At 61.6% G+C, this 23,005-nt stretch carries 18 protein-coding genes and 1 pseudogene; 3 read left to right on the top strand and 16 right to left on the bottom strand.

What is annotated here, in order from left to right; genetic code table 11:
* Positions 1-2 precede the first annotated feature (2 nt).
* From DSC91_RS34735 to DSC91_RS34725, 3 genes are read right to left on the bottom strand one after another with little or no spacing between them, the layout of a single operon-like run.
* The gene (locus tag DSC91_RS34735; RefSeq protein ID WP_115782985.1) at positions 3-1,160 is read right to left on the bottom strand and encodes an acyl-CoA dehydrogenase family protein; all 1,158 of its coding nucleotides are present in this window, start codon (positions 1,158-1,160) and stop codon (positions 3-5) included.
* Between the two features lie 24 nt (positions 1,161-1,184).
* The gene (locus DSC91_RS34730) at positions 1,185-3,359 is read right to left on the bottom strand and encodes a 3-hydroxyacyl-CoA dehydrogenase NAD-binding domain-containing protein (protein WP_115782984.1); all 2,175 of its coding nucleotides are present in this window, start codon (positions 3,357-3,359) and stop codon (positions 1,185-1,187) included.
* Between the two features lie 34 nt (positions 3,360-3,393).
* Entirely contained in the window at positions 3,394-4,602 is a 1,209-nt protein-coding gene (locus DSC91_RS34725; protein ID WP_115782983.1) for an acetyl-CoA C-acetyltransferase, read from the bottom strand.
* A gap of 152 nt (positions 4,603-4,754) precedes the next feature.
* On the opposite strand from DSC91_RS34725, the gene DSC91_RS34720 reads away from it, so the two are divergent.
* Together DSC91_RS34720 and DSC91_RS34715 are read left to right on the top strand one after the other, a co-directional pair.
* Positions 4,755-6,479, top strand: coding sequence for a class I adenylate-forming enzyme family protein (locus DSC91_RS34720; RefSeq protein ID WP_115782982.1), 1,725 nt, complete (start codon positions 4,755-4,757; stop codon positions 6,477-6,479).
* Entirely contained in the window at positions 6,476-7,318 is an 843-nt protein-coding gene (locus DSC91_RS34715) for an alpha/beta fold hydrolase (protein ID WP_115782981.1), read from the top strand. The genes DSC91_RS34720 and DSC91_RS34715 overlap by 4 nt, the downstream gene beginning before the upstream one ends.
* A 40-nt stretch (positions 7,319-7,358) precedes the next feature.
* Here the strand turns inward: DSC91_RS34715 and DSC91_RS34710 are convergent, their stop codons facing one another.
* On the bottom strand, positions 7,359-8,150 hold the full coding sequence (locus DSC91_RS34710; RefSeq protein WP_115782980.1) for an SDR family NAD(P)-dependent oxidoreductase: 792 nt from the start codon (positions 8,148-8,150) through the stop codon (positions 7,359-7,361).
* Between the two features lie 278 nt (positions 8,151-8,428).
* Here DSC91_RS34710 and DSC91_RS34705 point away from each other — a divergent pair, with 278 nt between their 5' ends.
* Positions 8,429-11,158 carry a winged helix-turn-helix domain-containing protein gene (locus DSC91_RS34705; RefSeq protein WP_115782979.1) on the top strand — a complete coding sequence of 910 codons (2,730 nt, stop codon included), beginning with the start codon at positions 8,429-8,431 and terminating at the stop codon, positions 11,156-11,158.
* Here DSC91_RS34705 and DSC91_RS34700 read toward each other — a convergent pair.
* The 12 genes and pseudogenes from DSC91_RS34700 to DSC91_RS34650 all read right to left on the bottom strand — a co-directional run bounded on the left by DSC91_RS34700 (position 11,155) and on the right by DSC91_RS34650 (position 22,998).
* Positions 11,155-11,955: an SDR family oxidoreductase gene (locus DSC91_RS34700; protein ID WP_208645755.1), complete on the bottom strand. Its 801-nt coding sequence runs from the start codon at positions 11,953-11,955 to the stop codon at positions 11,155-11,157. The genes DSC91_RS34705 and DSC91_RS34700 overlap by 4 nt on opposite strands.
* Positions 11,956-11,978: 23 nt before the next feature.
* Positions 11,979-12,587, bottom strand: coding sequence for a zinc-binding dehydrogenase (locus DSC91_RS38710; protein ID WP_425272061.1), 609 nt, complete (start codon positions 12,585-12,587; stop codon positions 11,979-11,981).
* A gap of 66 nt (positions 12,588-12,653) precedes the next feature.
* Positions 12,654-12,980 (bottom strand): annotated as a pseudogene (locus DSC91_RS38705) (alcohol dehydrogenase catalytic domain-containing protein); the annotation flags it as partial.
* An 8-nt stretch (positions 12,981-12,988) separates the two neighbouring features.
* Positions 12,989-13,498, bottom strand: a complete 510-nt coding sequence (locus tag DSC91_RS34690) for a VOC family protein (RefSeq protein ID WP_115782978.1) — start codon at positions 13,496-13,498, stop codon at positions 12,989-12,991.
* A 26-nt stretch (positions 13,499-13,524) separates the two neighbouring features.
* Positions 13,525-13,947 (bottom strand): MaoC family dehydratase, encoded by a 423-nt coding sequence (locus DSC91_RS34685; RefSeq protein WP_115782977.1) that lies wholly within the window; start codon positions 13,945-13,947, stop codon positions 13,525-13,527.
* The gene (locus DSC91_RS38095) at positions 13,937-14,398 is read right to left on the bottom strand and encodes a hypothetical protein (protein ID WP_208645753.1); all 462 of its coding nucleotides are present in this window, start codon (positions 14,396-14,398) and stop codon (positions 13,937-13,939) included. The genes DSC91_RS34685 and DSC91_RS38095 overlap by 11 nt, the downstream gene beginning before the upstream one ends.
* A gap of 42 nt (positions 14,399-14,440) precedes the next feature.
* On the bottom strand, positions 14,441-15,604 hold the full coding sequence (locus DSC91_RS34675) for an acyl-CoA dehydrogenase family protein (protein ID WP_115782976.1): 1,164 nt from the start codon (positions 15,602-15,604) through the stop codon (positions 14,441-14,443).
* Positions 15,605-15,745: 141 nt separating this feature from the next.
* Positions 15,746-16,507, bottom strand: a complete 762-nt coding sequence (locus DSC91_RS34670) for an SDR family NAD(P)-dependent oxidoreductase (RefSeq protein ID WP_115782975.1) — start codon at positions 16,505-16,507, stop codon at positions 15,746-15,748.
* A 108-nt stretch (positions 16,508-16,615) separates the two neighbouring features.
* Positions 16,616-17,869, bottom strand: a complete 1,254-nt coding sequence (locus tag DSC91_RS34665) for an NAD(P)/FAD-dependent oxidoreductase (protein WP_115782974.1) — start codon at positions 17,867-17,869, stop codon at positions 16,616-16,618.
* Positions 17,862-20,375, bottom strand: coding sequence for an efflux RND transporter permease subunit (locus tag DSC91_RS34660; protein WP_115782973.1), 2,514 nt, complete (start codon positions 20,373-20,375; stop codon positions 17,862-17,864). The genes DSC91_RS34665 and DSC91_RS34660 overlap by 8 nt, the downstream gene beginning before the upstream one ends.
* Positions 20,376-20,408: 33 nt before the next feature.
* Entirely contained in the window at positions 20,409-21,548 is a 1,140-nt protein-coding gene (locus tag DSC91_RS34655) for a WD40/YVTN/BNR-like repeat-containing protein (protein WP_115782972.1), read from the bottom strand.
* 85 nt (positions 21,549-21,633) lie between these two features.
* Positions 21,634-22,998: a DUF1329 domain-containing protein gene (locus tag DSC91_RS34650; protein ID WP_115782971.1), complete on the bottom strand. Its 1,365-nt coding sequence runs from the start codon at positions 22,996-22,998 to the stop codon at positions 21,634-21,636.
* Positions 22,999-23,005: the final 7 nt, after the last annotated feature.

Genomic DNA, 23,005 nt, shown 5'->3' with positions numbered 1-23,005 from the left:
GATCAGCTCCCCCTGCGTTCGTCGAGTCCCAGACCGCGCCCGATGATCTCCTTCATGATCTCGGACGAGCCCGCGAAAATGCGCGTCACGCGCGCGTCGGTATACATCCGGCAGATGCGGTATTCCTCCATATAGCCCGCGCCGCCGTGCAGCTGCACACAGTCGTCGATCACGCGATTCTCCAGTTCGCTCGACAGCAGCTTGGCCTCGGCGGCGATCTCCGCAGTCAGTTCGTCGGCGTTGTACGCGATCACACACTGGTCGACGAAAGTCTGGATCGCATCGAGTTGTGCGCGCAGCGACGCCATCGTGAACCGGCTGTTCTGAAACGTACCGATCGCGCGGCCGAAGGCATGGCGGTCCTTGATGAAGTCAAGCGTGAGGTCAAATGCAGTCTGCGCCGCCGCCATCGAGCCGACCGCCGCGATCAGCCGTTCACCGCTCAAAGACCGCGCAAGATAGCCGAAGCCCTTCGTCGGATCGCCGAGCACGTTCGACTTCGGCACCTTGACGTCGTCGAAGAACAGTTCCGACGTATCCTGAGCAGCCAGCCCCATCTTGTGCAGCCGGTTGCCGCGCCGAAAGCCGGGCCGGTCCGCTTCGACAAGAAAAAGCCCGATACCGTAACGCTGTTCCGGCACCGTACGCGCCGCCACGATGAACAGATCACCGAGTTGACCGTTCGAGATGTAGGTCTTGGATCCGTTCAGCAGCCAGTGATCACCGCAGTCTTTCGCGTGCGCCTTCATCCCGGCCAGATCGCTGCCCGAGCCGGGCTCAGTCATCGCAATGCCGAGAATCGTCGTGCCGTCGATGCAGCCAGGCAGTATCCGTTGCTTCTGCTCGTCATTGCCGAGTTTGCCGATGTATGGCGCGACGAGACCGGAGTGCAGATTGATGTAGAAGCCGGGCTCGCCATGACGGATGTTCTCCTCATAGACGATCTGTTCGTAGCGGAAATCGCACACGCCAGCGCCGCCGTATTGCTCGTCGGCCCACATCAGCAAATAGCCCTGCTGCCCAGCCTTCTCATAGGCCCAACGGTCGACGATGCCCTGCTCGCGCCAGCGCGCGGCATGGGGTTCGATCTCGCGCTGAAAAAAACGCCGCACCGAATCGCGAAACTGCTCGTGTTCTGCCTCGAAAATCAGTCGCCGCATGGGGTATCCCTCGACGCTATGCAGTTACGCGACGGCTTCGGACGCATGCCCGGCCACCGCGTGAAAGAGGTGGCCTCGAATCGCCCGCTCGCGCAGCCATGCCGAGGGTTTGAAGCGCGGGCCGTAAGCAGCTGCCATGCGTTCACACTCTTCAATAAACGTGCTTAGCCCAACGGCGTCGATCAATGACAGTGTGCCGCCTGTGTACGACGGGAAACCCCAGGCGAGCACCGAGCCGATATCAGCGTCGGCGGCATGCGTGAGCACGCCCTCTTCCAGACAGCGCGCCGTTTCTAGCGCCTGGATATAGAGAATCCGCTTACCGGCTTCATCGACGGAAGGTTGCGGCGCGACCGGCGGAAACGCCGACTTTAGCTCGCTCCAAAGGCGCTTTTTACCTCCTTCCGGATAGTCGTAAAAACCACCACCGCCGCGCCGGCCCGGTCGTTTGAATTCGTCGAGCATCCGCCGCATGACGTCATACGAACAGGGTAGGTCATATGCGTCGCCGAGTGCCTCGCGTGACTGCATCACGATCTTCCACGGCAGTTCAATCGAGACTTCGTCAAGCACCGCAAGCGGGCCTACAGGCATCCCGGCGAAGCGCGCGGCGTTCTCGATCAAGGCCGGCTCAACGCCCTCTTCAAGCATGCGCATGCCTTCGTGAATGAACGTCTGGAACACCCGGCTCGTGTAGAAGCCGCGGCTGTCGTTGACAACGATGGGTGTCATCCGCAGTTGAGCGACCAGATCGAGCGCCTGTGCGACAGTCGTCTCGCTGGTCTGCTTGCCGACTATGATTTCGACCAGCGGCATCCTGTCGACCGGCGAAAAGAAATGTAGACCGATATAGCGCTCAGGCCGGTCCGACTGCCGGGCAAGCTCGGAGATCGGGAGCGTTGACGTGTTGCTGGCAAAGAATGCCGACTTCTGCAACACTGCCTCCGCCTGGCGCGTTACATCTGCTTTTACCGACTTGTCTTCGAACACCGCTTCGATGACGAGATCGCAATCGGCGAGCGCGCTATAACTGGACGTCGCAGTGATGCGCGCGAGGATCGCGTCGGCGCTGGCCTGGTCGCGCCGTCCGCGCTCGACCGCGCCGGCCAGCAGCTTGCGCGAGTAGTCGCGGCCGCGTTCCGCCTGTTCCTGCGTCGCATCCAGCAGCACCACGTCAATGGCCGCCAGTGCCGCGACGTACGCAATGCCTGAGCCCATCATTCCCGCGCCCAGTACGCCGATCTTGCGGGCATCGAACTTTGGCACCCCTTCCGGACGGCGTGCCAGTCGATCGGCCAACCCCTTGTTCACGAAGTTGGTCCGGACGATATTGCGCGCGACAGGACCCGACATCAGCCGCGCGAAGTGCTTCGATTCCACAGTCAGCGCCTTGTCGAACGGCATCAACGCACCTTCGAACACGCAATCGAGAATCGCAATGGGTGCAGGATAGTTGTGAAAGGTTTTCGCGCCGACTTTCGCAACGTTCATCGAGTACGTTGTCGCCAGCGACGAACTGAGCAGCCCCGCCCCTTCAGGCAGCCGATAGTTCTTCGTGTCCCACTTGCGCACCGGGTTGGGCGTCTCGATCAACCATCTGCGCGCGGTTGGGAGTAACTCGGTTGCGGGAACCACTGCGTCGACCATGCCTAGCGCGAGTGCTTCCTGCGGCGTCACGGACTTGCCGTCTAACAGCAAAGGCAGCGCCTTGTCGACCCCGATCATGCGCAGCAGTCGCTGTGTTCCGCCCGAGCCGGCCAGCAGGCCAACGTTGACCTCCGGCAAACCGACTACGGCTTTCGGATCGTCGACAATCACACGCCAGTGACAGGCGAGGCAGAGCTCGAACCCACCACCGAGCGCCAGTCCATTGATCGCCGACACGAACGGCTTGCCGCATGTCTCGAGCCGCCGATGCATCTCAACGGAAGCGCGCCGGCTCAGCGCAAATGCCTGCTGCCGCGACACGCCGGCATCAAAAAGGCTCATCAGATGCTTGAGGTCGGCGCCAGCCATGAAAGCCGGCTTCGCGGATGTGACGATCGCGCCAACGATCGACGGATCGGTCGCCACTCGTTCGATTGCCTCGATGAAATCGTCAATAAACGCTGGACCGACGACGTTCATCGGTCGTGCCGGATCGTTCAGCGTAATCAGTGCGATGCCTTGCGCATCGACATGCATAGTCAGTGTTTGCATGCTCGAAATTCCATGTATTCGATAGTCAGGCGGCTCAGACACGCTCAATAACGGTCGCGGTGGCAAGACCGTTGCCCGCGCAAAGCGTAATGAGCGCGGTGTTCAGATCGCGGCGTTCGAGTTCGTCAAGCACAGTGCCAAGAATCATCGCGCCCGTGGCGCCGAGTGGGTGGCCCATCGCAATCGCGCCGCCATTGACGTTGACCCGTTCAGGATCAAGTTGCATCGCGCGAATAAAGCGAAGCACGACCGACGCGAACGCTTCGTTGATTTCGAACAGGTCGATATCGGCAACCGTCATGCCGAGGCGCTTCAGCAGCTTCTGCGTGACCGGCGCAGGGCCGGTCAGCATAATCGTCGGCTCGCTGCCCATCGATGCGAAACCTTTGATTCGCGCCCTCGCGCTCAGGCCAGTCGCAGTACCAAATGTTTCGCTCCCAAGTAGTACAGCAGCCGCACCGTCCACGATGCCGCTCGAGTTACCGCCGGTATGCACGTGCTCAATCGCTTCAACCTGTGGATAGCGTTGCAACGCGACTGTGTCGAAACCCGCCGTGATCCCGAGCGCCGTAAACGCCGGTTTCAGGTTGGCCAACCCTTCGAGCGTCGTATCAGGGCGAATGTACTCGTCGCGATCGAGGATCACTTCGTCGAGCAGGTCGCGTACCGGCACGATCGAATTCGTGAAGTAACCGTTCTTCCACGCGTGTGCCGCCCGGCGCTGACTTTCGAGCGCGAACGTGTCGACATCGGCACGCGTGTATCCGTCAATCGACGCAATCAGATCCGCACCGATTCCCTGCGGCGCGAAATAGTTGTGGTAGGCGACCCATGGGTCAGCGCTCCATGCGCCTGAGTCCGCGCCAATGACCGTTCGCGACATCGACTCGACGCCACCGCCAATGGCAGCCTCCGATTGTCCCGACATAATCTGCGCCGCGGCATTGTTGACCGCTTCGAGCGCCGACGCGCAAAAGCGGTGTACCTGCTGGCCCGCGACGCTCTGTGCGTAGCCGGCGGCCAGCAGCGCGGCGCGGGCGATATTACCGCCCTGCTCGCCGACCGGCTGCGCACAGCCGAGAATGACGTCGTCTACCAAAGAGGTGTCGAGCGCATTGCGCTCAGCTAGAGCGCGCAATGCGGTGGCCGCCAGTTTCGCCGCCGACACTTCGTGTAGCGCGCCGTCAGGCCGCCCACGCCCGCGCGGCGTGCGCACGTGATCATAGATGAATGCTTGAGTCATGTTGAACAGATCGGAGAGTGTTCAGGGCCGCGGGTCTGCGGGTTCATGACATGCAGCGTCGCAGCGCGCCGCTGCGCCGGCAACTATCCAAAGATAGAAGAACCCAGGTCAAGCATTTGCGATAGTGGCGTCGTCCATTCAGGAGACTGGCAATGAGCGCAGTGATTTACTCAAACACGCAAGACGAATCCGAACTGATCAGTGCATTCGAACCGTATATCGGCGAAGACCTCGTGCGCAGCCGTATCGACGTCACCACGATCGGCGATCTGCTTCTCAAGGCATACGATCGATATCCCAACGCCGCGGCGCTCATCTTTCCGGACAAGACCTGGTCCTACGCGGAACTCGTCACACGGGCGTTGCGCACAGCGCGCGGTCTCCAGGCGATGGGCGTCAAGCCAAAGCAACACGTGGGCATCCTGATGTCGACCTCGCCGGAACTAGTCGAAGTATTCTTCGCAGTGGCGTTCTGCGGGGCCGTATCCGTGCTGATCAACGGCCGATACCGTTCTAGCGAACTGGCGTACGTGATCGAGAACGCAGACCTCGTCACGCTGGTGACGACCGATGCGATCGCGGATCACGTCAACTACGTGGACCGGCTTAACACTGCATTGCCCGGCCTGTCCGACGCGGCCGACTCTCACGCACTGACGTTGCCGGGCACGCCCCGCCTGCGCAATATCGTGTTGCTCGGCGACACGTCCGCGCGAGGCTTCGTTTCGCAACAGAGCTTCGAGGAGGCCGCCGAACGCATCGATGAAATCGACGTGCATCGCAGCCGCGTGAGGACGCGTGTGCGCGACACTGGGATGATCCTGTACACGTCGGGCACGACCTCGAATCCGAAAGGCTGCCTGATCACGCATGAGGCCATGGCGCGCAACAGCAGCGTGCTGGGTCGCCATCGCTTCCAGCTCACCGCTGACGACCGCATCTGGTCGCCTCTGCCACTCTTCCACATCGCCGCGGTGCTGCCGATGCTGTCGATCTTCGAAGTCGGTGGCGCCTACATCGGCATGGAATATTTCGACGCCGGGCTGGCATTAAAAATGATCGAAACGCACCGCGCAACGATGGCGTTCGTACCGTTTGTCACATTCCTGCAAGCGCTCGCTTACCATCCGGACTTCGCACGGACAGACCTATCCCGGGTCAAGTTGATGAACAGCTGTTTCGCCGTGCAGCCGAAGAGTGTGGGAGACGCGTTCCGGGAGGGCATGCCGGATACGCTGCAGGTCGGCACGTACGGAATGACAGAGGCATCGGGAATCGTCTCGACCGGCACCTGGACGATGGATCCAGAAGACGGCTTCACGAAGCTCGGCATTCCGCTTGTCGGGCTCGAAGTCCGAATCGCCGACATGGTGAGCGGCGCCGATGTCCCGGCCGGCGAGCGCGGCGAAGTCTGGCTGCGTGGCTACAGCATGTTCGACGGCTACTACCGCGACGCCGAGAAAACCTCGCAGGCGCTGGATGACGAAGGCTGGTTCCATACCGGAGACATCGGCTCGATCGACGCGCGGCAGCACGTGATGTTTTACGGGCGGTTGAAGGAAATGCTCAAGGTTGGCGGCGAAAACGTGGCAGCCGCCGAGATCGAGACTCTGCTCGGTCGCCATCCGGGCGTCAAGCTCGCGCAGGTGGTGGGTATACCGGACGAAAAATACAGTGAAGTTCCCGCCGCGTTCGTCGAACTGAAACCGGGCGCCAACGCATCGGCTGAGGATCTCATCGAGTTCTGCCGTGGCGAAATATCGTCGTTCAAGGTGCCGCGAGTCGTGCGTTTCGTCACAGAATGGCCGATGTCGACGTCGAAGATCCAGAAATTCCAGTTGCGCGACACACTTCTAAGCGAACTGGGCCTTCAATGACGCGCGTGACACGACGTTTTTCGGCACATGGCGGCGTCACGCTCGCATCCGATCTCGCCGGCGACGCGGCGGCGCCACTGGTGATCCTGCTGCATGGAGGCGGACAGACGCGCCGCGCGTGGCGCCATACCGCCAATGCGCTGAGCCTGCGCGGACTGCGCGTCGTCTCGGTCGACCTGCGCGGACATGGCGAAAGCGACTGGGCCCCCGACGGCGACTACAGTCTCGACGCGCAGATCCAGGATCTACGCGCGCTGGCGAATGCGCTGCCCGAATCGCCGATGCTCGTTGGCGCATCACTCGGTGGTTTGATTGCGCTCGCCGCGGTCGGCGAAGCGGCTGTAATCGCGCGAAGCCTGGTTCTGGTGGATGTCGCACCGCGCGTCGATGCGGTCGGCGAAGCGCGAATCCAACACTTCATGCGACAGCATGGCGACGGATTTGCGAGTATCGAAGAAGCAGCTGAGGCAGTGGCGGCCTATCTTCCGCACCGGCCGCGTCCTGCGGACACATCCGGCCTGAAACACAGCCTGCGGCTCCAGCATGGCCGTTACTACTGGCATTGGGACCCGGCGCTCATCAATTCGCTCGACGCCAGTCCGAACCGGCTCGCCGCACGCTACGACGCCGCTGCGCGCAACGTACGGGTACCGACGTTGCTGGTGCGCGGCGCACGCAGCGAGCTCGTGACCCATGAGAGCGTTAGCCATCTGAAGACTGTGATACCGCACGCGGAATCGGTCGACGTGGCAAGCGCAGGACACATGGTGGCTGGCGACCGAAACGACGCGTTCAGCGCCGCATTGCTCGCCTTCATCGAACGCCAGTTGCAGAATTGACGCTACGAACCGGTGGCTATGACAGCGCCCGCGGGCAAGATCACCGCGTCCACGGGTCGCCCATTGCCGACGCGAGCATCAGCATGTTCTGCAGACCGCCGTCGACGATTACGTTTTCACCGGTGATATAGCTCGCATCCGGCCCTGCCAGAAAGGCGATGACGGCGGCCTGCTGCGCGGGCGAGCCGACCATCTGCAATGGGTTGCGTTTTGCCGCGGCCGCACGCTGCTGCGGGTCCGAATACCGCGCGTCGGTCATGGCAGTGTGCGTCGAACCAGGAGATACGCTGTTGCAGCGAATCCCGTCCGGCCCCCACTCGCACGACATCTGTCGGATCAGCATCACTAGCGCGGCCTTGCTGGCGCTGTAAGCGCCCAGAGGCGGCGTCGGCTGTTGCGCGGAAACGGACGCGGTGGCGACCACGCAGCCTTTCGACGCGGCGAGCATCGGATGCGCGGTTTTCGCCAGCAGCCACGTCGCACGCGTATTGATCGCAAATGACCTGTCGAAGTCATCGACCGACAATTCAAGCAGGCTCGCGCGCTGGATGATGCCCGCGTTGCTGATCAGCGCGTCAAGGCCGTCCCATGCGCGGGCGGCGGTCTCGACGATCCGCGTGGGTACGCCCGCGTCGGACAGATCGCCGACGAACGTCAGCACCTGTGCCCCATCTTCCTGCAAACGACCGGCGGCATCTTCGAGCGCGGCCTCGTTCAGATCAACCAGCAGCAATTGCGCAGCGCGCCCTCCGCGCCCCTTCGCATCCGCGGTGAAGCGTTCGGCCACCGCACGGCCAATGCCGCTCGCTGCGCCTGTAATGATGGCTCTCATCGAATCTCCGTCTTCTTGTGGCTGCCACGCGACTGCGTCGCGACTTGGGCGTACTTCAACCTGGACTTTGGACTCGTGAGTCACCTGCTTCAACTATCGGAAGATAGTCGCACAAGATTTATACAATATGCTCAATAAACGTATATTTTGTTCACTATCTTGACTTATAATTTTTGCAAATAGCGTCACAAGACGCCACGTTCGACAGCTTCGCATGGCGGGTCTCGATAAACGACACCACGGCGATTGCGTGGGACGACAAAATCAGGAGACACGGCATGGAAGTGACGCGAACCCGTCTGGCTTCGCCAGTCGAGGCGGTCGAGCCGATCGCACGGCCACGCCTGATTGCACGGCTCAACCATATCGAACACGCCCGCCTGACGGTCGTGCAAGCCCCCGCCGGATACGGCAAGACCAGCCTCCTCACGCAGTGGCTCAAAGCCATCACGATGATGGGCAAGGCCGCTGGATGGATTACGGTCGACGGCTCCGGCTGCGACGCGTCGGGCTTTCTCAGCTATGTCGCCGCGGCGCTTGCGAAAGCCGCTCCGTCGCGCGAAGGGGAGTTCCTCCGCCTCATCGACACAGAACGCTATCTGCCCCCTTCACTGCTCGCGACGTCGATATCGAACCTTTTGTGCGATGTGGACAGCGCGGTATTCCTGTTTATCGACGACACTCATCTGCTCGATCCAGGCGCGCTTGACGCGCTGCGCCGGTTGCTCGACCAGTTACCGGCCAATACCCATTTCATCGTGGCCTCACGCACGGTGCCGGCGGTGCCGCTCAGCCGGTTGCGCGCGCAAGGTCAACTAATCGAGATTGGCGTCGATGACCTGCGCTTTCGCGATAAGGAAGCGCTGCAATACCTCGCCAGCGTGGGCCATCAAAGACGGGGCGAAGAATTGCTGAGAGCATTGACCGAGCGCGCCGAAGGCTGGATCACCGCACTCAAGCTCGCTGCACTCGCATTGCAGCGCGACGCTGCACCAATTGCCTTCGCATCATCGTTCACCGGTACGCGCCGCGCAATTTCCGATTTCTTCGCGGAGGAAGTTCTGGCGTCGCTCGATGCGCCAGTCCGTGACTTCCTGCTGAAAACGTCCGTGCTCGAGCGGATGTCACCCGCGCTCTGCGATGCGCTCACCGGCACGGCCAATGCCCGCGACATGCTCGACCGGGTCGAAGCGGCCGGCCTGTTTCTCGCGGCGCTCGACGAGGAACGCGAGTGGTATCGCTATCACCTATTGTTCGCTGAATTCCTGCGCCGCCACCTGACCAGTCGGGACCCCCAACTCAGCCGCGAGCTGCTGCTGCGCGCCAGCGACTGGTTTTTCCAGCATGCTCAATACACTGATGCCGTCGAACATGCATTGCAGGCTGGCGAACCGACGCGCGCCGCGGCGATCCTCGAAGCGTGCTGCCAGGACTGGGCGTACTCCGGACGCATCCGGTTGGTAGCAAAGTTTGCCGCTCAGATACCGCGCGATATCCTGACTCGCTATCCCACGATCCTGTTGACGTGGGCATGGCTGCTGACGCGTCATCTGTCATTCGACGAAGCGCAGCAGATGCTCGACACGGTCCGCGCTCATCTCGAACAACAGCTTGGCAACGGAAAGCTGAGCGCAACCGAAGCGCGCCCGGTGATGTACCTGTTGCAACATCGCGAGATGACGCTCGCCGCCGCCCAGGATGATGCAATGCGCGTCGAGGAAAAATGTACGGTGTTGCTGGCCGAGTACCGTGAAGAAACTCATCCATATCTCACCGGTACGATCTATGCCCAACTGGCCTATTCGCAACGCGAACGCTACAAACTGACAGACGTTGAGCGCTACGCGGCGCTCGCTCATGGCGTGCTGGCGCGCTCGGGCTTCGATTTCGCGCTGATTTCCGCACAGGCCAGTATCGGACCATCGCTATTTTTCGCCGGTAAGACCGATGCGGCCTTGCGTGCACTCGAGGAAGGGCTCGAACAGGCCACAGCCTATGGCGGTATAGATTCGGCACTGGTCGCGCTACCGGCCATGCCGCTCGCCGAGATCCTGTACGACCGCAATGAAATCGAGCGAGCGTCACAGCTGCTCGCAAGCGGTCTGCCGCTCGTCACCGAGTTCGGTTTTGTCGACCAGTTGATGCCAGGCTACTCGACGCTCGCACGCATTCGGGCCGCCCAGGGCGATCATGATGGAGCGATGCGTGCACTCGATCAGGGTATTTGCATTGCGCTCGATCGGAACCTGCCGCGACTGCGCCTCGGGCTGGTCGCCGAGAAGATCCGTCTCCTTGTGCTCGCCGGAACAGAACCCCGGCAGTTGGCGGAATACGCTCGCAGTAGCGAGGTTCCGTCTAGCGCAGAAGGGCTGCGGCCGCTGGCCAATGTGACTTCGGTCGACGAATCCCGCGCCTTTGCGTGGGCGCAAACGGCTATCGTGCAGGATCACTTGTCCGATGCGTTCGCGCTCGTCAAACAATGGCGCAGCTTTTGCCACGCCGCCGGCGCGGTACGCTCGCTGCTGCGCTGGACGATCCTTCTCGCAAAGATTCTGCTGCGCGAAGGCGACCCTCGCGCTGCCCGCCGTGCGTTGCGCGAAGCGCTTGCGTTGGCCGCCCCACAAGGGCTGATCCGCAGCTTCATCGACGAAGGCCCATGGCTTCGTACGTTGCTCAGTGACGGCGACGCCGTCACGCCACAGTCCGCTCATCCCACCGACGTCTTTGCCGCACACGTGCTCACCGCATTCGATGAATCCGGCGCTCAACGCCTGCCATCCATTTCGCCTGCCGAACCGCTCGAAGGTCTGTACGGCGCGCTGAGTTCAAAGGAACTCGAAGTGCTGACCCTGGTCGCATCCGGGTTACGCAACCGGGAAGTCGCACTGAAACTCGGCACGACCGAAGGCTCGGTCAAGTGGCATATGCAGCAGGTGTATGACAAGATCGGCACCCGACGGCGCCTGCAGGCGATCGAGCGGGCGCGCGCGCTTGGCCTTATTCACTAGCGGCAGCCGGATAGCCCGCCATCGACAGGCAACTCAGCGCCCGTGACATACGCGCCGGCTCGCGAGGCCAGGAAGATGCACATGCCGGCGATGTCCTGCGGCGAACCGAGCCGGCGCAGCGGAATTCTTTGTTGTAGTCCGTTGGTACGTTGCTCGTCCGCGCGAATATGCGCGGTCATTGGCGTCGGGAAATAGCCGGGCATCACCGTGTTGACGGTGATGGATGCCCCTGCGAGATCCTTTGCGAGCACCCGTGAAAGATGGTGAATCGCGGCCTTGCTGGCAGCATAGGAATACGCATCGATCGGCTCGACGACCGCGCCGGCAAGCGAGCCGATGTTGATCACCCGGGCGGGATCGTCGGGCATCGCCGCGCACCTCAACAACGGCAATAACTCGCGTACGAGCGTAAATGGTCCCTGTACGTTGACCGCGAACACCGAGGGCCATGCCTTGTCCGGAAACTGTTCGAGCGGCGCGCCCCAAGTCTTGCCAGCGTTATTGACGAGAATATGCAAGCCGCTCTCGCGCACCGCCATCGTCTGCGCCAGCTCTACAGCAGCGGCGGGCGTCGAAAGATCGGCCACGATGCCGTGACACTCGCCGAGCGCACCGAACTCATGCGCCGTCCGTTCGGCGTCTTCAGGCTTGCGCGACGTGATGTAGACCTTTGCGCCGGCACGCACGAAGCCTTCCGCAATCATGCGCCCCATGCCGTTCGCGCCCCCCGTCACCAGCGCGACCTTTCCACGGATATCGAACAGGTCGGTCACCGGTAGTCCCTTTTCATCGTTCATGGTTCATTCTTCATTCGCGCGGCTCAAATCCTGATCGTGACCTTGCCTATCTGATGACCTGCCTCCAGGTAGTGCAGCGCTTCGCCTGCCTGCTCGAGCGGGAACGCTCGGTCAATCACCGGTTTCACTTCCTGCGCTTCGACGAACGCAAGCATATTCCGGAAGTCGTCGGTGGTTCCCATTGCTGTGCCGATCACGCTCGCGTGGCGCAGAAAGAGATCCGGTGCGGAAAACTCGACGGCCGTGCCGCCGGTCGAGCCATAAATCAGCACGCGTGCGCCGAAATTCAACGCGCGCACGTATTGACCGAACGAACTTCCCGGCGCGCCGTCGATGACAACGTCGATGCCGCCCGATAACGCCTGCAGCGCCTTGCCCCATTTGTCCTGTCGATAGCAAACACCACCCGAGGCACCCAGACTTTCGCCAATCGTCAGCTTTTCGGTCGAGCCGCTCGTCACGTACACAATTGCGCCCATTGCTGCCGCGAGCCGCAAGGCGAGCGTCGCCACGCCGCCGCCGATGCCTGTCACCAGCACCTTTTCACCCCGCCGGATTTGAGCCTTGGTCACCAACGCACGCCATGCGGTCACACCGCCCGTCGGCAGGCAAGCCGCTTCCTCGAAGCTCAACGACGCGGGTTTCGCAAATGCATGCGCAGCGGGAACGCAAACGTATTCGGCGATAGTGCCTGCCGTCGGCATACCGAGCACGCTGAACTGCTTCGATGGATAAGCCTTGTTGTCACCCCAGTCGCGGCCCGGATAGAGCACGACTTCGCGCCCCACCTGGTTCCGATCGATGCCCAGACCGACCGCATCGATGATGCCTGCGCCATCCGCGCCGAGTATGCAGGGCAGCCGCATCCCCGGATACTGGCCACGACTGATCCAGAGCTCGCGGTGATTCAGCGAAGCCGCTCTGAGCGCAATCCGCACCTCGCCAGCACCCGGCTCCGGCACGGCAACCTGCTCGACTCGCGCGCTGGTCGGGCCGTCGGCAACTGTCAGCACGAGTGCCTTCATCGTTCGCGTCATACCGGGTCTCCGCTGACCTGCGATGCGCTCACCGCTGCCGGATGCCATTTGCCGTCGCCGTGGCTTTCATACGGCGCGGCCAGTTCAAGCAATACGCCGTGTGCGCTCTCCGCTGACACCCACGTCCATTTCTGCCACGGCATTGACGGATCGGTATTCAGGTGCTCCGATGCCATCTTGACGCCCCGCTCCCGCAGCGCCCGCACCGATCCCTCGAGATCGTGCGACGTAAAGCAAAGGTGATGAACATGCTCGCCGCGCTTTTCCAGTCGTCGACCCAGCGGCGTGTTCGGCGCGGGTTCGATCAACTGGACCTCCGCACCGTGATTCGAGACGAACGTCGCCCAGCGCATGCGATCCGCGCCGCCAACGAATTCCTCGTATTGCACAACCGGTTCGGCAAGTTGCGCCGGGTCCAGCACACCGAGGATTTTTGTCCAGTCGTCGATTGCCTGATCCAGGTTTTTGACTAGTAGACAGATATGAGCAAGCGGTCCGCTTGGCATGATGTTCTCCAATTACCGCGACACGGTCAGGGCGCGTCGCTCGAGGCAGCGATATAGAGGCGCGCTGTGCCGGAAATGGCAACGCTTTGCTGATTGACTTTGAGCCAGACGTCGCAGTCGACCGTTTCGCCGGCAGGCGACGCTTCGATTGCGGTGACCTTACCGCCCGCTTCGACACTATCCTCCGCGAAGACGTTAGCCACGAACCGACAATCCAGCTTGACAAGTCGCGCCTGCGGCAACGCTTCGGCAAGCATGTTCATCACGTAGGCAAGATTCGCTGGCCCCTGATTGATCACTCGGTCGCCGAGACCCATACGCGCGACCGCCGCCGGGTCGAGGTGGATTGGATTCGGGTCGCCAAGCACCTGTGCGAGCGCTTTCATATGATCCGCGCTGACGTGGATTAGCCTCCAGGGCTGCAGCTCGTCGCCGTGCTTAATCGACATGAAGATTTCTCCTCGGCAGTATCCATGTATTCACACATTCGAGCACGGACTCGCCGCCTGGCGTGGTCATCCTGAGACGGTAGCGCAGCATATCGACCACACCAATTTTCTTGCTCGTCTTGCGTGTCAGATCGACGATTTCGCCGCCGACTCCGTAGGTCACGTCGGTCATTAGCACGCCGCTGAACGTAACTTCGGTCGAGCCCAGCAACGGGCCGTCCGCCGCGTCGAATTGGCACTTCTCGAGCAGCCCGTCGACGCTCAGTCCCATGCCAGCCTGGGTCGCGATATAGCAATAGATGGGATGCGCAGTACCGTCGCCGGCCACTTGCGCCGCGACGGCATTGCACAGGCGGCGATTCTCTTCTGCTGCGATCCGATAGGTACCGCCTGGCAGGCTGTACCCGGCAACATCGGGGACGCCCTCAGATGTCTGAACGTTGGTCACCATGAATTTCTCCTTGTCGCACGATCCGCTCGCGCATCGCGACGCTCAGAACGAGCGCGGCAAACCAAGCGCCTCGGCGATACCGTTGCGCGCCATTTCGTTCGTGATCGGCCCGATACGCCACAAGCGCGCGTCGCGCCAATAACGCTGCATGTCGGTTTCGGCGGAATAGCCCATGCCGCCGAGAATCTGAATACCGAGATCGGCTGCGCGCACCGCATATTCCGAGGCGGTTACTTTCAGCATGCTCGATTCGATGTGACAGGGACGACCGCTGGATTGCAGCCAGGCGGTGTGGTACAGCATCAGCTCGACTGAGTGTCGCCACGTCGCGATATCGGCAACGTAGTGCTGCAGCGCCTGGAACTCACCGATCAGCTTGCCGAACGCGCGGCGTTGCTTCATGTAATCGAGTGCGTCTTCGAGCACGCCGTCCAGCACGCCAGTACAGAATGCGGCCACCATGATCCGTTCGTTGTTCAGAGTCGGTAGCAGCATGTACCAAGCCTTGCCAGGCTCTCCCAACACCAGATCATCCGGCACGAACACGTTATCGAAGTGAACCGTGCACGATCCCATCGATCGCATGCCGAGCTTCGGCAACGGCGTAATGCTGATGCCTGGCGACTTTGCCGGAACGAAGAACAGGGTCACGCCCTGGTGGCGCTTTTCGACATTCTTGTCCGTCCGCGCAAGGACCAGAATATAGTCGGCGACATGTGCGGACGAACTCCATATCTTTTCGCCACTAAGAATCCAGCCGTTGTCGCCTCTCACCGCCTCTGTACGCAATGCGCCGAGCACATCAGTGCCGCCGCCTGGTTCCGTGAAGCCGATAGCCGCACGGAGCTTGCCTTCAGCAATCTGCGGAAGAAAACGCTGCTTCTGCTCTTCAGAGCCGTAAACGCCAATCGACTTCCCGCCGGCGAACGACGTAATGCCCCAGATCCACGCGAGGCCACCGAGTGTGCGCGCCAGCTCACGGCCGAGAATCATCTGTGTCACAACATCGCCGCCCTGCCCGCCATATTCCTCGTCGATGCCGATGCCATGAAAACCGGCGGCAGTGAATTTGTCCCACAGTGCAAACGGATAGTCGTGCTCGTTGCGTTCGAGTTCGCGCGCCCACGACTTGGGCGTTTCCTTGTCGACCCACTTACGCACCGAATCCTGAAACGCGCGCTGATCTTCCGACAACTCAAAATCCATTCCGTGTCTCCGGTAATTATTCACCCAGCCGATCTCGTCAGCATGGCAGTCACTGTGAACTGACAGGGACAGGCGCTCAACTATCGAAAGATAGCGGTCGAAGCGGAAAGGCGCGGGAGCAGAACAGGCGCGGCGCGTGCATCAGAAGCGCATGCCACCATCCACATCAATGCAGCGGCCCGTAAAGAAATCATTCTCGAAGATGAAGCGCGCGGCCGCCGCGATTTCATGCACAGCGCCCAGCCTCTTGAGCGGCACTGGCGCAAGCAGCTTGTCGAGCATCTCGCGTCTCATTTGTGACAGGATGTCCGTTGCGGTAAAACCCGGCGCAATCGCGCCTACTCGAATGCGATAACGCGCGAGTTCGCGCGCCCAGACCGTCGTCAGCGCCACCACGCCCGCCTTCGCCGCACTGTAATTGCTTTGACCGACATTGCCATCGCGCGCAAGACTTGACATGTTGACGATCACACCTCCATTACCGAAGCGCACCATCTGTTCTGCCGCTGCACGCGCGCAAAGAAACGTGCCCGTCAGGTTGACGTCGAGCACCGCCTGCCATTGCTGCATGCTCATCCGTGCGACGACTTCGCCATCCTTCACGCGCACCAGCATCGAATCGCGCACGATACCGGCGTTGTTCACCAAACCGTCGAAGCGCGCGTAATCGATGCCGACCTGTTGCATCACACGGTCCACATCGGATTCGTCGGCGACGTTTGCAAGGTACGTACGCACCTTGCCGCCCTCCGCTTCACACTGCGCCGCCGTCTGCTCCAGCTCATCGCGATTCACATCGATCAGCGCCACGCTCACGCCTTCGGACGCGAGCGCGAGCGCAATCGCGCGACCGATGCCCTGTGCGGCCCCCGTCACTGCGATTGTCTTGCCTGTCAGTTGCATGGTTTGCTCCTGGGTGACGCCATCCGCGCGCCTAAGGGGTGCGGCGTGGGCAGCGTTTCGAAGAATTGGGATAACCGGTCGCTGCGCACATCGCCGGCGACCGGCAGGTCATGCAGGATGGACAGGCGCCGCCGCCTCCCTGAGATCGAACTGCGAATCCGCGGCCTGTTGCGGCGTGATGCCCTGACCGCCCGCCAGCACGCTTGCCATGACGCGTCTGGCCGCCATGTGATTAGCTGGCTGGTTGACCGTCTCGACGCCCACGAGCCTACCTTGGCGAAAGCAAAAGACGGTGCATCCGATCCCTTGCGGATCGTTACGCACGACTGTCTGGTCGTAACCGTGTATCAGTCCGGCGATCTGCAGCTTGAGTCCCCCCTGATCGCTCCAGAACCACGGCACGGTGCGATAGGGAATCGCCCGGCCGACGATGCCGGCGGCGACACAGCGCGCCTGATCCGTCGCGTTCTGCACCGATTCCAGACGGACTTCCTGATCCTGCGCGAAGCTGTTTGGATGCGCGGCGCAATCACCGATCGCACTGATGTGCGGGTCGGCGGTGCGCATGAAGCAATCGACGACAATACCGTTGCGCACGGCAAGATCCGCTGTCATGGCCAGCTCAATGTTCGGCTGCACGCCGATCCCGACCACGATCAGGTCGCCGGCCACATGCGTTCCGTCTGCCAGATCCACGCCGGTTGCTCGATCCTGTTCACCGGCGATCTGTTGCACCTGAGCATTGAACATGAAGCGCACGCCGTTGCGGCTGTGTTCGAGCGCAAAAACCGCAGACGTCGCGGGCGATACCGCCCGCGCCATTGGACGATCCGCGACGTCGATCACGGTGACCTCTACCTTCGACTTGAGGGCCGCCGCCGCAATTTCGAGCCCGATGAAACCCGCACCGATCACGACAAGACGCCTGACATCGCGCAAACGTTCGCGAATCGCATGCGCATCGCCTAGCGTGCGCAGCGATAGCACGTTGCCCAACGTCGAACCGGGCACTGTCAGCCGCCGGTTGCTGGCGCCCACTGCAAGCACCAGATGTGCGTAATCGAGGACCGCACCGTCGTCGAGCCTCAGACGGCGGTTCGCGCGATCGATAGCGACCGCGCGGCGGCCGCCCAGCAGATGGATCTGTTTGTCCGCGTAGAACGTTTCCGGACGCATCCGCAATCTGGCCTCGTCCACACCGTCGAGCAAATACCCCTTCGAGAGTGGTGGTCGGTGATACGGTAGATGAACCTCGTCGCCGATCAACACGATCCGCCCAGCATAGCCTTCGTCGCGTAAAGCAGAAGCCGCCTGGAAACCGGCGAGCCCGGTACCGACGATCACAACCGGATGCTTACTCATGTGCGATTCCTCCCTTGCCGTCGTCGATTGCTGTCATGCCGACCCACGACGACTTGCGCCGCGCTGGCGTCTGCGAACCGGCAGGCTGCGTTGGCTCAGCAGACATGGCGGCGGTTCGCGGTCGCAGCAAAAAGTACGACAGCGCGGGGATCAGCACCAGCGCTCCAACCATGTTCCAGAGGAACATGAACGTCAGCAGGATACCCATGTCCGCCTGAAACCGGATTGGCGACCACGCCCAGGAGACGACGCCACCCGCCAGAGTGAAGCCGACCAGCGCAACCACCTTGCCGGTGAACTGGAGCGCTTCACGATACGCTTCGACCAGCGTGGCCCCTGCGCGCAGCCGCGCAAGCAACACTGACAGCAGGTACAGCGCATAGTCGACGCCGATGCCCACGCCGAGTGCGATGACCGGCAAGGTCGACACCTTGACGCCGATACCAAGCATTACCATCAGCGCTTCGCACAGCACCGATGTCAACATCAGCGGCAGCAACGCGACAATCACGGCCTGCCAACTGCGAAACGTGATAAAGCTCAGGACCGCGACCGCCGCGTAGACCAGCATAAGCATTTGCCGGTTCGCCTTTTCAACAACGATGTTCGTCGCAGCATCAATACCCGCCGAACCGGCGGCCAGCAGAAAGTGTCGCTCCGGCGTATCGTGAGCGGCGGCAAAACGCTCGACGGCCGACGCGACTCGCGTCAAGGTCGCTGCCTTGTGATCGGCGAGGAAGGCCTGCACTGGCGCAACCGACCTATCCTGATTGGTCAGCTCGGGCATCGCCACCACTACGTTGGAGAACGCATCCTGCGAAACGAAGGGGTCGCGATTGATCGTCATCCACTTTGGCGAACCTTCGAAATTTCCTGCGGTGTACATGCGCATCACGCCGGCTGCAGACGATGTGCCACGGACGCCTTCGACCTCGCGCAACTGAGCTTCGAGACGATCCATTTCGACCAGCGTCGGGAATTGCGCGACGCCACCCGACGGTGTCTTGACGATGACGGCGAACACGTCGCTCGACAACCCGTAGTGGGCATTGATGAATGCGTTGTCCCGGTTGTAGGTCGAGTGCGGGCGCAATTCGGGCGCACCCGCATTCAGGTCACCCACCTGTAAATGGGCGCTGATCGACAGACCAGCAGCGAACAATACGACGGAAGCCGCAATCGCACCGATAGCCCAGCGACGCGTCGCAAAGATTTCGAGCGCAGCGAACATCTTCGCCCCGGACCCTGCCATTTGCGCCGATGCCTTCTGACTGTTCAGGCTGCGGCGCGCCGCCGTCGAACTGACGCCGATAAACGACAACAGGACCGGAAGCAGCACGAGATTGGTAAAGATCAACACCGCGACGCCAATGCTCGCGGTCAATGCCAGGTCGCGAATCACCGGCACGTCGATCAGCATCAACACGGCGAACCCGACAGCGTCGGCTAGCAGTGCCGTCAGTCCCGCTATAAACAGGCGGCGAAATGTGTAACGGGCGGCAACATAACGGTGCGCGCCGCGCGCGACGTCCTGGGTGATGCCGTTCATCTTTTGCGCACCGTGCGAGACACCAATCGCAAACACCAGGAACGGCACCAGCATCGAATACGGATCGAGCACGAAGCCGAGCCACTGGACTACGCCTAATTGCCAGATGACCGCGGCGACGGAACAGACAAGCACCAGCACCGTGCTGCGCACGCAGCGCGTATACGCGAACAGCGCCAGCGCGGCAATCGCCGCCGCGACACCAAAATAAGTAATGACCTGAGTCAGGCCATCGATGAGATCTCCCGCCAGCTTGGCAAAGCCGACGATATGCACCTTGACCGACTTTGACTGTAACGAACGCACCTGCTTTTCGAGCCGATGAGACAGCTCCCGGTAGTCGATTTTCTTGCCGGTGGCGGCGTCGGCATCGAGTAGTGGTACAAAGATCATCGACGACCTCTGGTCATTCGCAACCACCGAACCGACGATTCCGGCGCGATCGATATTGCGCCGCAGTTTACCGACGGCCTTCGGCGAGCCGTCGTAGTCGTCCGGCATCACCGGGCCGCCACGAAAACCGTCTTCGGTGATTTCAGTCCAGCGAACGGTCGGCGTCCAGAGCGACTTGACAAAACTGCGGTCGACGCCGGGCATCAGGAAGATCCGGTCGTTCGCCTGCTGCAGCGTGCGCAAATACTGCGGATCGTAAATATCGCCGCTGGTGTTTTCAACCACGACACGCAGCGAGTTGCCAAGCGCCCTCAGCGAATCCGCATTGTTCAGGTAATTCTGAATGTACGGATGCGACTGCGGCATCATGTTCTGGAAGTTCGCATTTACCTGCAATTGCGTCGCGCGCCAGCCGAGCAGCGCAGTGAGCAAGGCACAGATCGTAACAATCGTCGCGCGATGATTGAAGATCAGCCGTTCGAGCCAGCTGCCGGAACGTCGATCGAAACGCGCCGGGGAACCCGCATCGATGGGTACGCCTTCGCCCTTATTGCTGTTCAACATGGTGGATTTCCGGTTTCGTTCAGGACAAAAGACTCAGCTTTTTTTCGGTACGACTGGTTGCGCCGCAGCACGACCTGGTAGCGCCTGCGCCCAGATGCCGAACGGTCCACACAGCGCGATCGCGTCATCGCCATCCGGTGCGATACCCGCGAAGAGCATCGGCGAACCAACGGGTACGCGACTGAAACCTGCCTCGCCCGGTCGGTTGATCAGAACCGTACCCGTGCCCGCTAGCACGACCGAGCCATCCGCGAGGACGCTCGCGGCGTTCAGTGTCGCGTCGGTACCGGTTTCGACCCGCGTCCATGAGGTGCCGCCATCGCTGCTGCGATAGACGTTGCCGCGCAGCCCAAACGCAAAGACGCGTCCCGCCGTGCCCGCGATGCCGAAGTAGCTGCCGCCATAACCGGTGGCTATCTGCTCGAAACGTCCGCTGACCCGGTCGAGTCGATAGACCATGCCACGCTCGCCGGCGATGTAGAGCTGCCCGGCAATCGCACGAATCGCGTTCAGATTAAGGAACGACGGATTGTCGATGTGCTCAAGCGCCGGCAGCCAGGTCTTGCCGCCATCCGAGGTCATCGCAAACGTACCGAACGAGCCCACGGCGTAGCCGTGCGTCGCGTCCTCGAACCAGACGTCGAGCCACGGCAGCGCCGGGCCCGCCTTACTGTTGCGCTCAACTTCCTGGAGCGCGGGCTGAACCGACATGTCGCCGGCCGCAATCGCTGCGCGGTACCGCCGCGCGAACTGCTGCGCGGCCATCCGCCCGTCGAACTGCTTGACCCAACTGTTGCCGCCATCCGCACTGTGCAGGATCACGCCGTCGTGGCCAACCGCCCAGCCGTCGCGTGCGGTCGCGAACATCACCGCGGTCAGATCGCTTTGCACCGGGCTCGCCACCTGACGCCACGATACGCCGTGATCATCGGACACGACGATCACGCCACGCATGCCGACCCCGATCAGCCGTTGCTGAACCGCCGCGACTGCCGTGACCGGCTGTGTCGCCGGCGAGGATACGTGCGTCGCCGGCGAGTCGAGTGGATCGACGAAACCCACTGCGGTTTCCCTTGCGGCAAGCACCAGCGTCGCCGTGCTCACACACAACACCAGGGCTGCGGTGAGGCCCAGGCGCATTGCAATATTGCGCAATTCCTTCGGATCATTCATATGTCACCCGTGTGCCACGAGACAGGGAGCGGCCCTTCCGGGTCCGCTCGACAGCGACCTCACTACGTGCCGGCCATGGCGCAACCTAACGCACGCCATTGCCTTCCATCGCTTGTGGCGTGTACGCCGACTGGTTCGGCAGCGCATCGAAAGTCTTCATGTACATCGACGGTCCGCCCTGGACAGCGGTGATCACATAATTTCCCTTCGTCAAGTCATAGGAGATCTGGCTCGGCTGCCCGACGCGCGGCTTGTCGTAAGGCACGATGTTGATCGTGTGAGCCACGCGATACAGCGCACCGCCTTCGTCGTAGGCTTCGTACGCGACGATGAGCCACGTGTCTTCATCGATGTAGTACGTGCGGCGGCTGTATGCGTGACGCTTGCCTGGCAGTAACGTCGCGTCGACCACCCACACGCGATGCTTCTCCCACCGGACAGCGCTCGTGTTTTCGTGTTTATCGCCGACCAGATCGGTCGCTTCGTACGCGCGGTAATTGTTGTATGGAACGATCATCTCCTTCTTGCCGACCAGCTTGAAGTCGAAGCGGTCCATCCGGCCGGTGAAGCCGCCCAGTTCGTCGAACAGCAGCGTCCCGCCGATCGACGCTGCCGGCGTGTCGTACTTCAACTCCGGTGCAACGCGCACCCTGCGCTGGCCCGGCGTGTACACCCAGGTCGTGTCGTCCTTGTCGCCATGGTTGATCGAAAAGCGTTGCAGAAACAGTTGTCCAACCTGTGACGGCGGCCCGAAGTAGCTGGTATAACCGGCGAAATAGAAGTCGTCGTTCAGCTTGCTCTGCTTCTCGTCGTAGTATGGGTACATGAACTTGCATTCCTGATCCCCGACCAGCGTCTGATGCCCCGACCGGTCGACGAAGATCGTCGAGAACCGGAAGTCCGTGCGTGGCCCCTGATAACGCAGCAACTGATTCCACATCACCTCGTAGCCGTCCTGGGGAATCGGAAACGGCAGGCCGCCGTATGCACCGGCCACCGCATCGCCTCTGGTCTGCCCACTCAGTTTCGCTGCGGTCGCATTGCGCACTGTATTCTTGAGAACCCAGTCCGGATACGCCATGGTTCGGCGAGTTTTGTACACCTCGACGCGATAGTCGGGAAAGCGCTGGAAGAGTGCCTTTGTGCCCGGCGTCAACTGATCCGCGTATTGCGCCAGATTCTGTGCGGTGATCGTATAGAGCGGCTTGTCCTCCTTGAACGGATCCGGATAGCGGCCACTGCCCGGCTTGAAATCCGCCGGCATCGCCAGCTTTGTGACGCCGCCGTCATACGCGGGGATGGAGCCGTCGGCATTGCCGGCCTGCTCCGCACCGAACTCCGTGAGCTTGCCCCCGAGTTCTTTAGCCTGTTCCTGCGACACGGCCGCCTGCGCCTGCGTCGCGAAAATCGACATCAACAAAACTGCTGTCAGCGTTCTCAGACAATTCATTTTCGTC

It is taken from the genome of Paraburkholderia caffeinilytica (assembly GCF_003368325.1).
GTDB classification, from domain to species: Bacteria; Pseudomonadota; Gammaproteobacteria; order Burkholderiales; family Burkholderiaceae; genus Paraburkholderia; species Paraburkholderia caffeinilytica.
The sequence above is the reverse complement of the archived record's forward strand: the minus strand, read 5'-3'. Positions and strand labels throughout refer to the sequence as shown.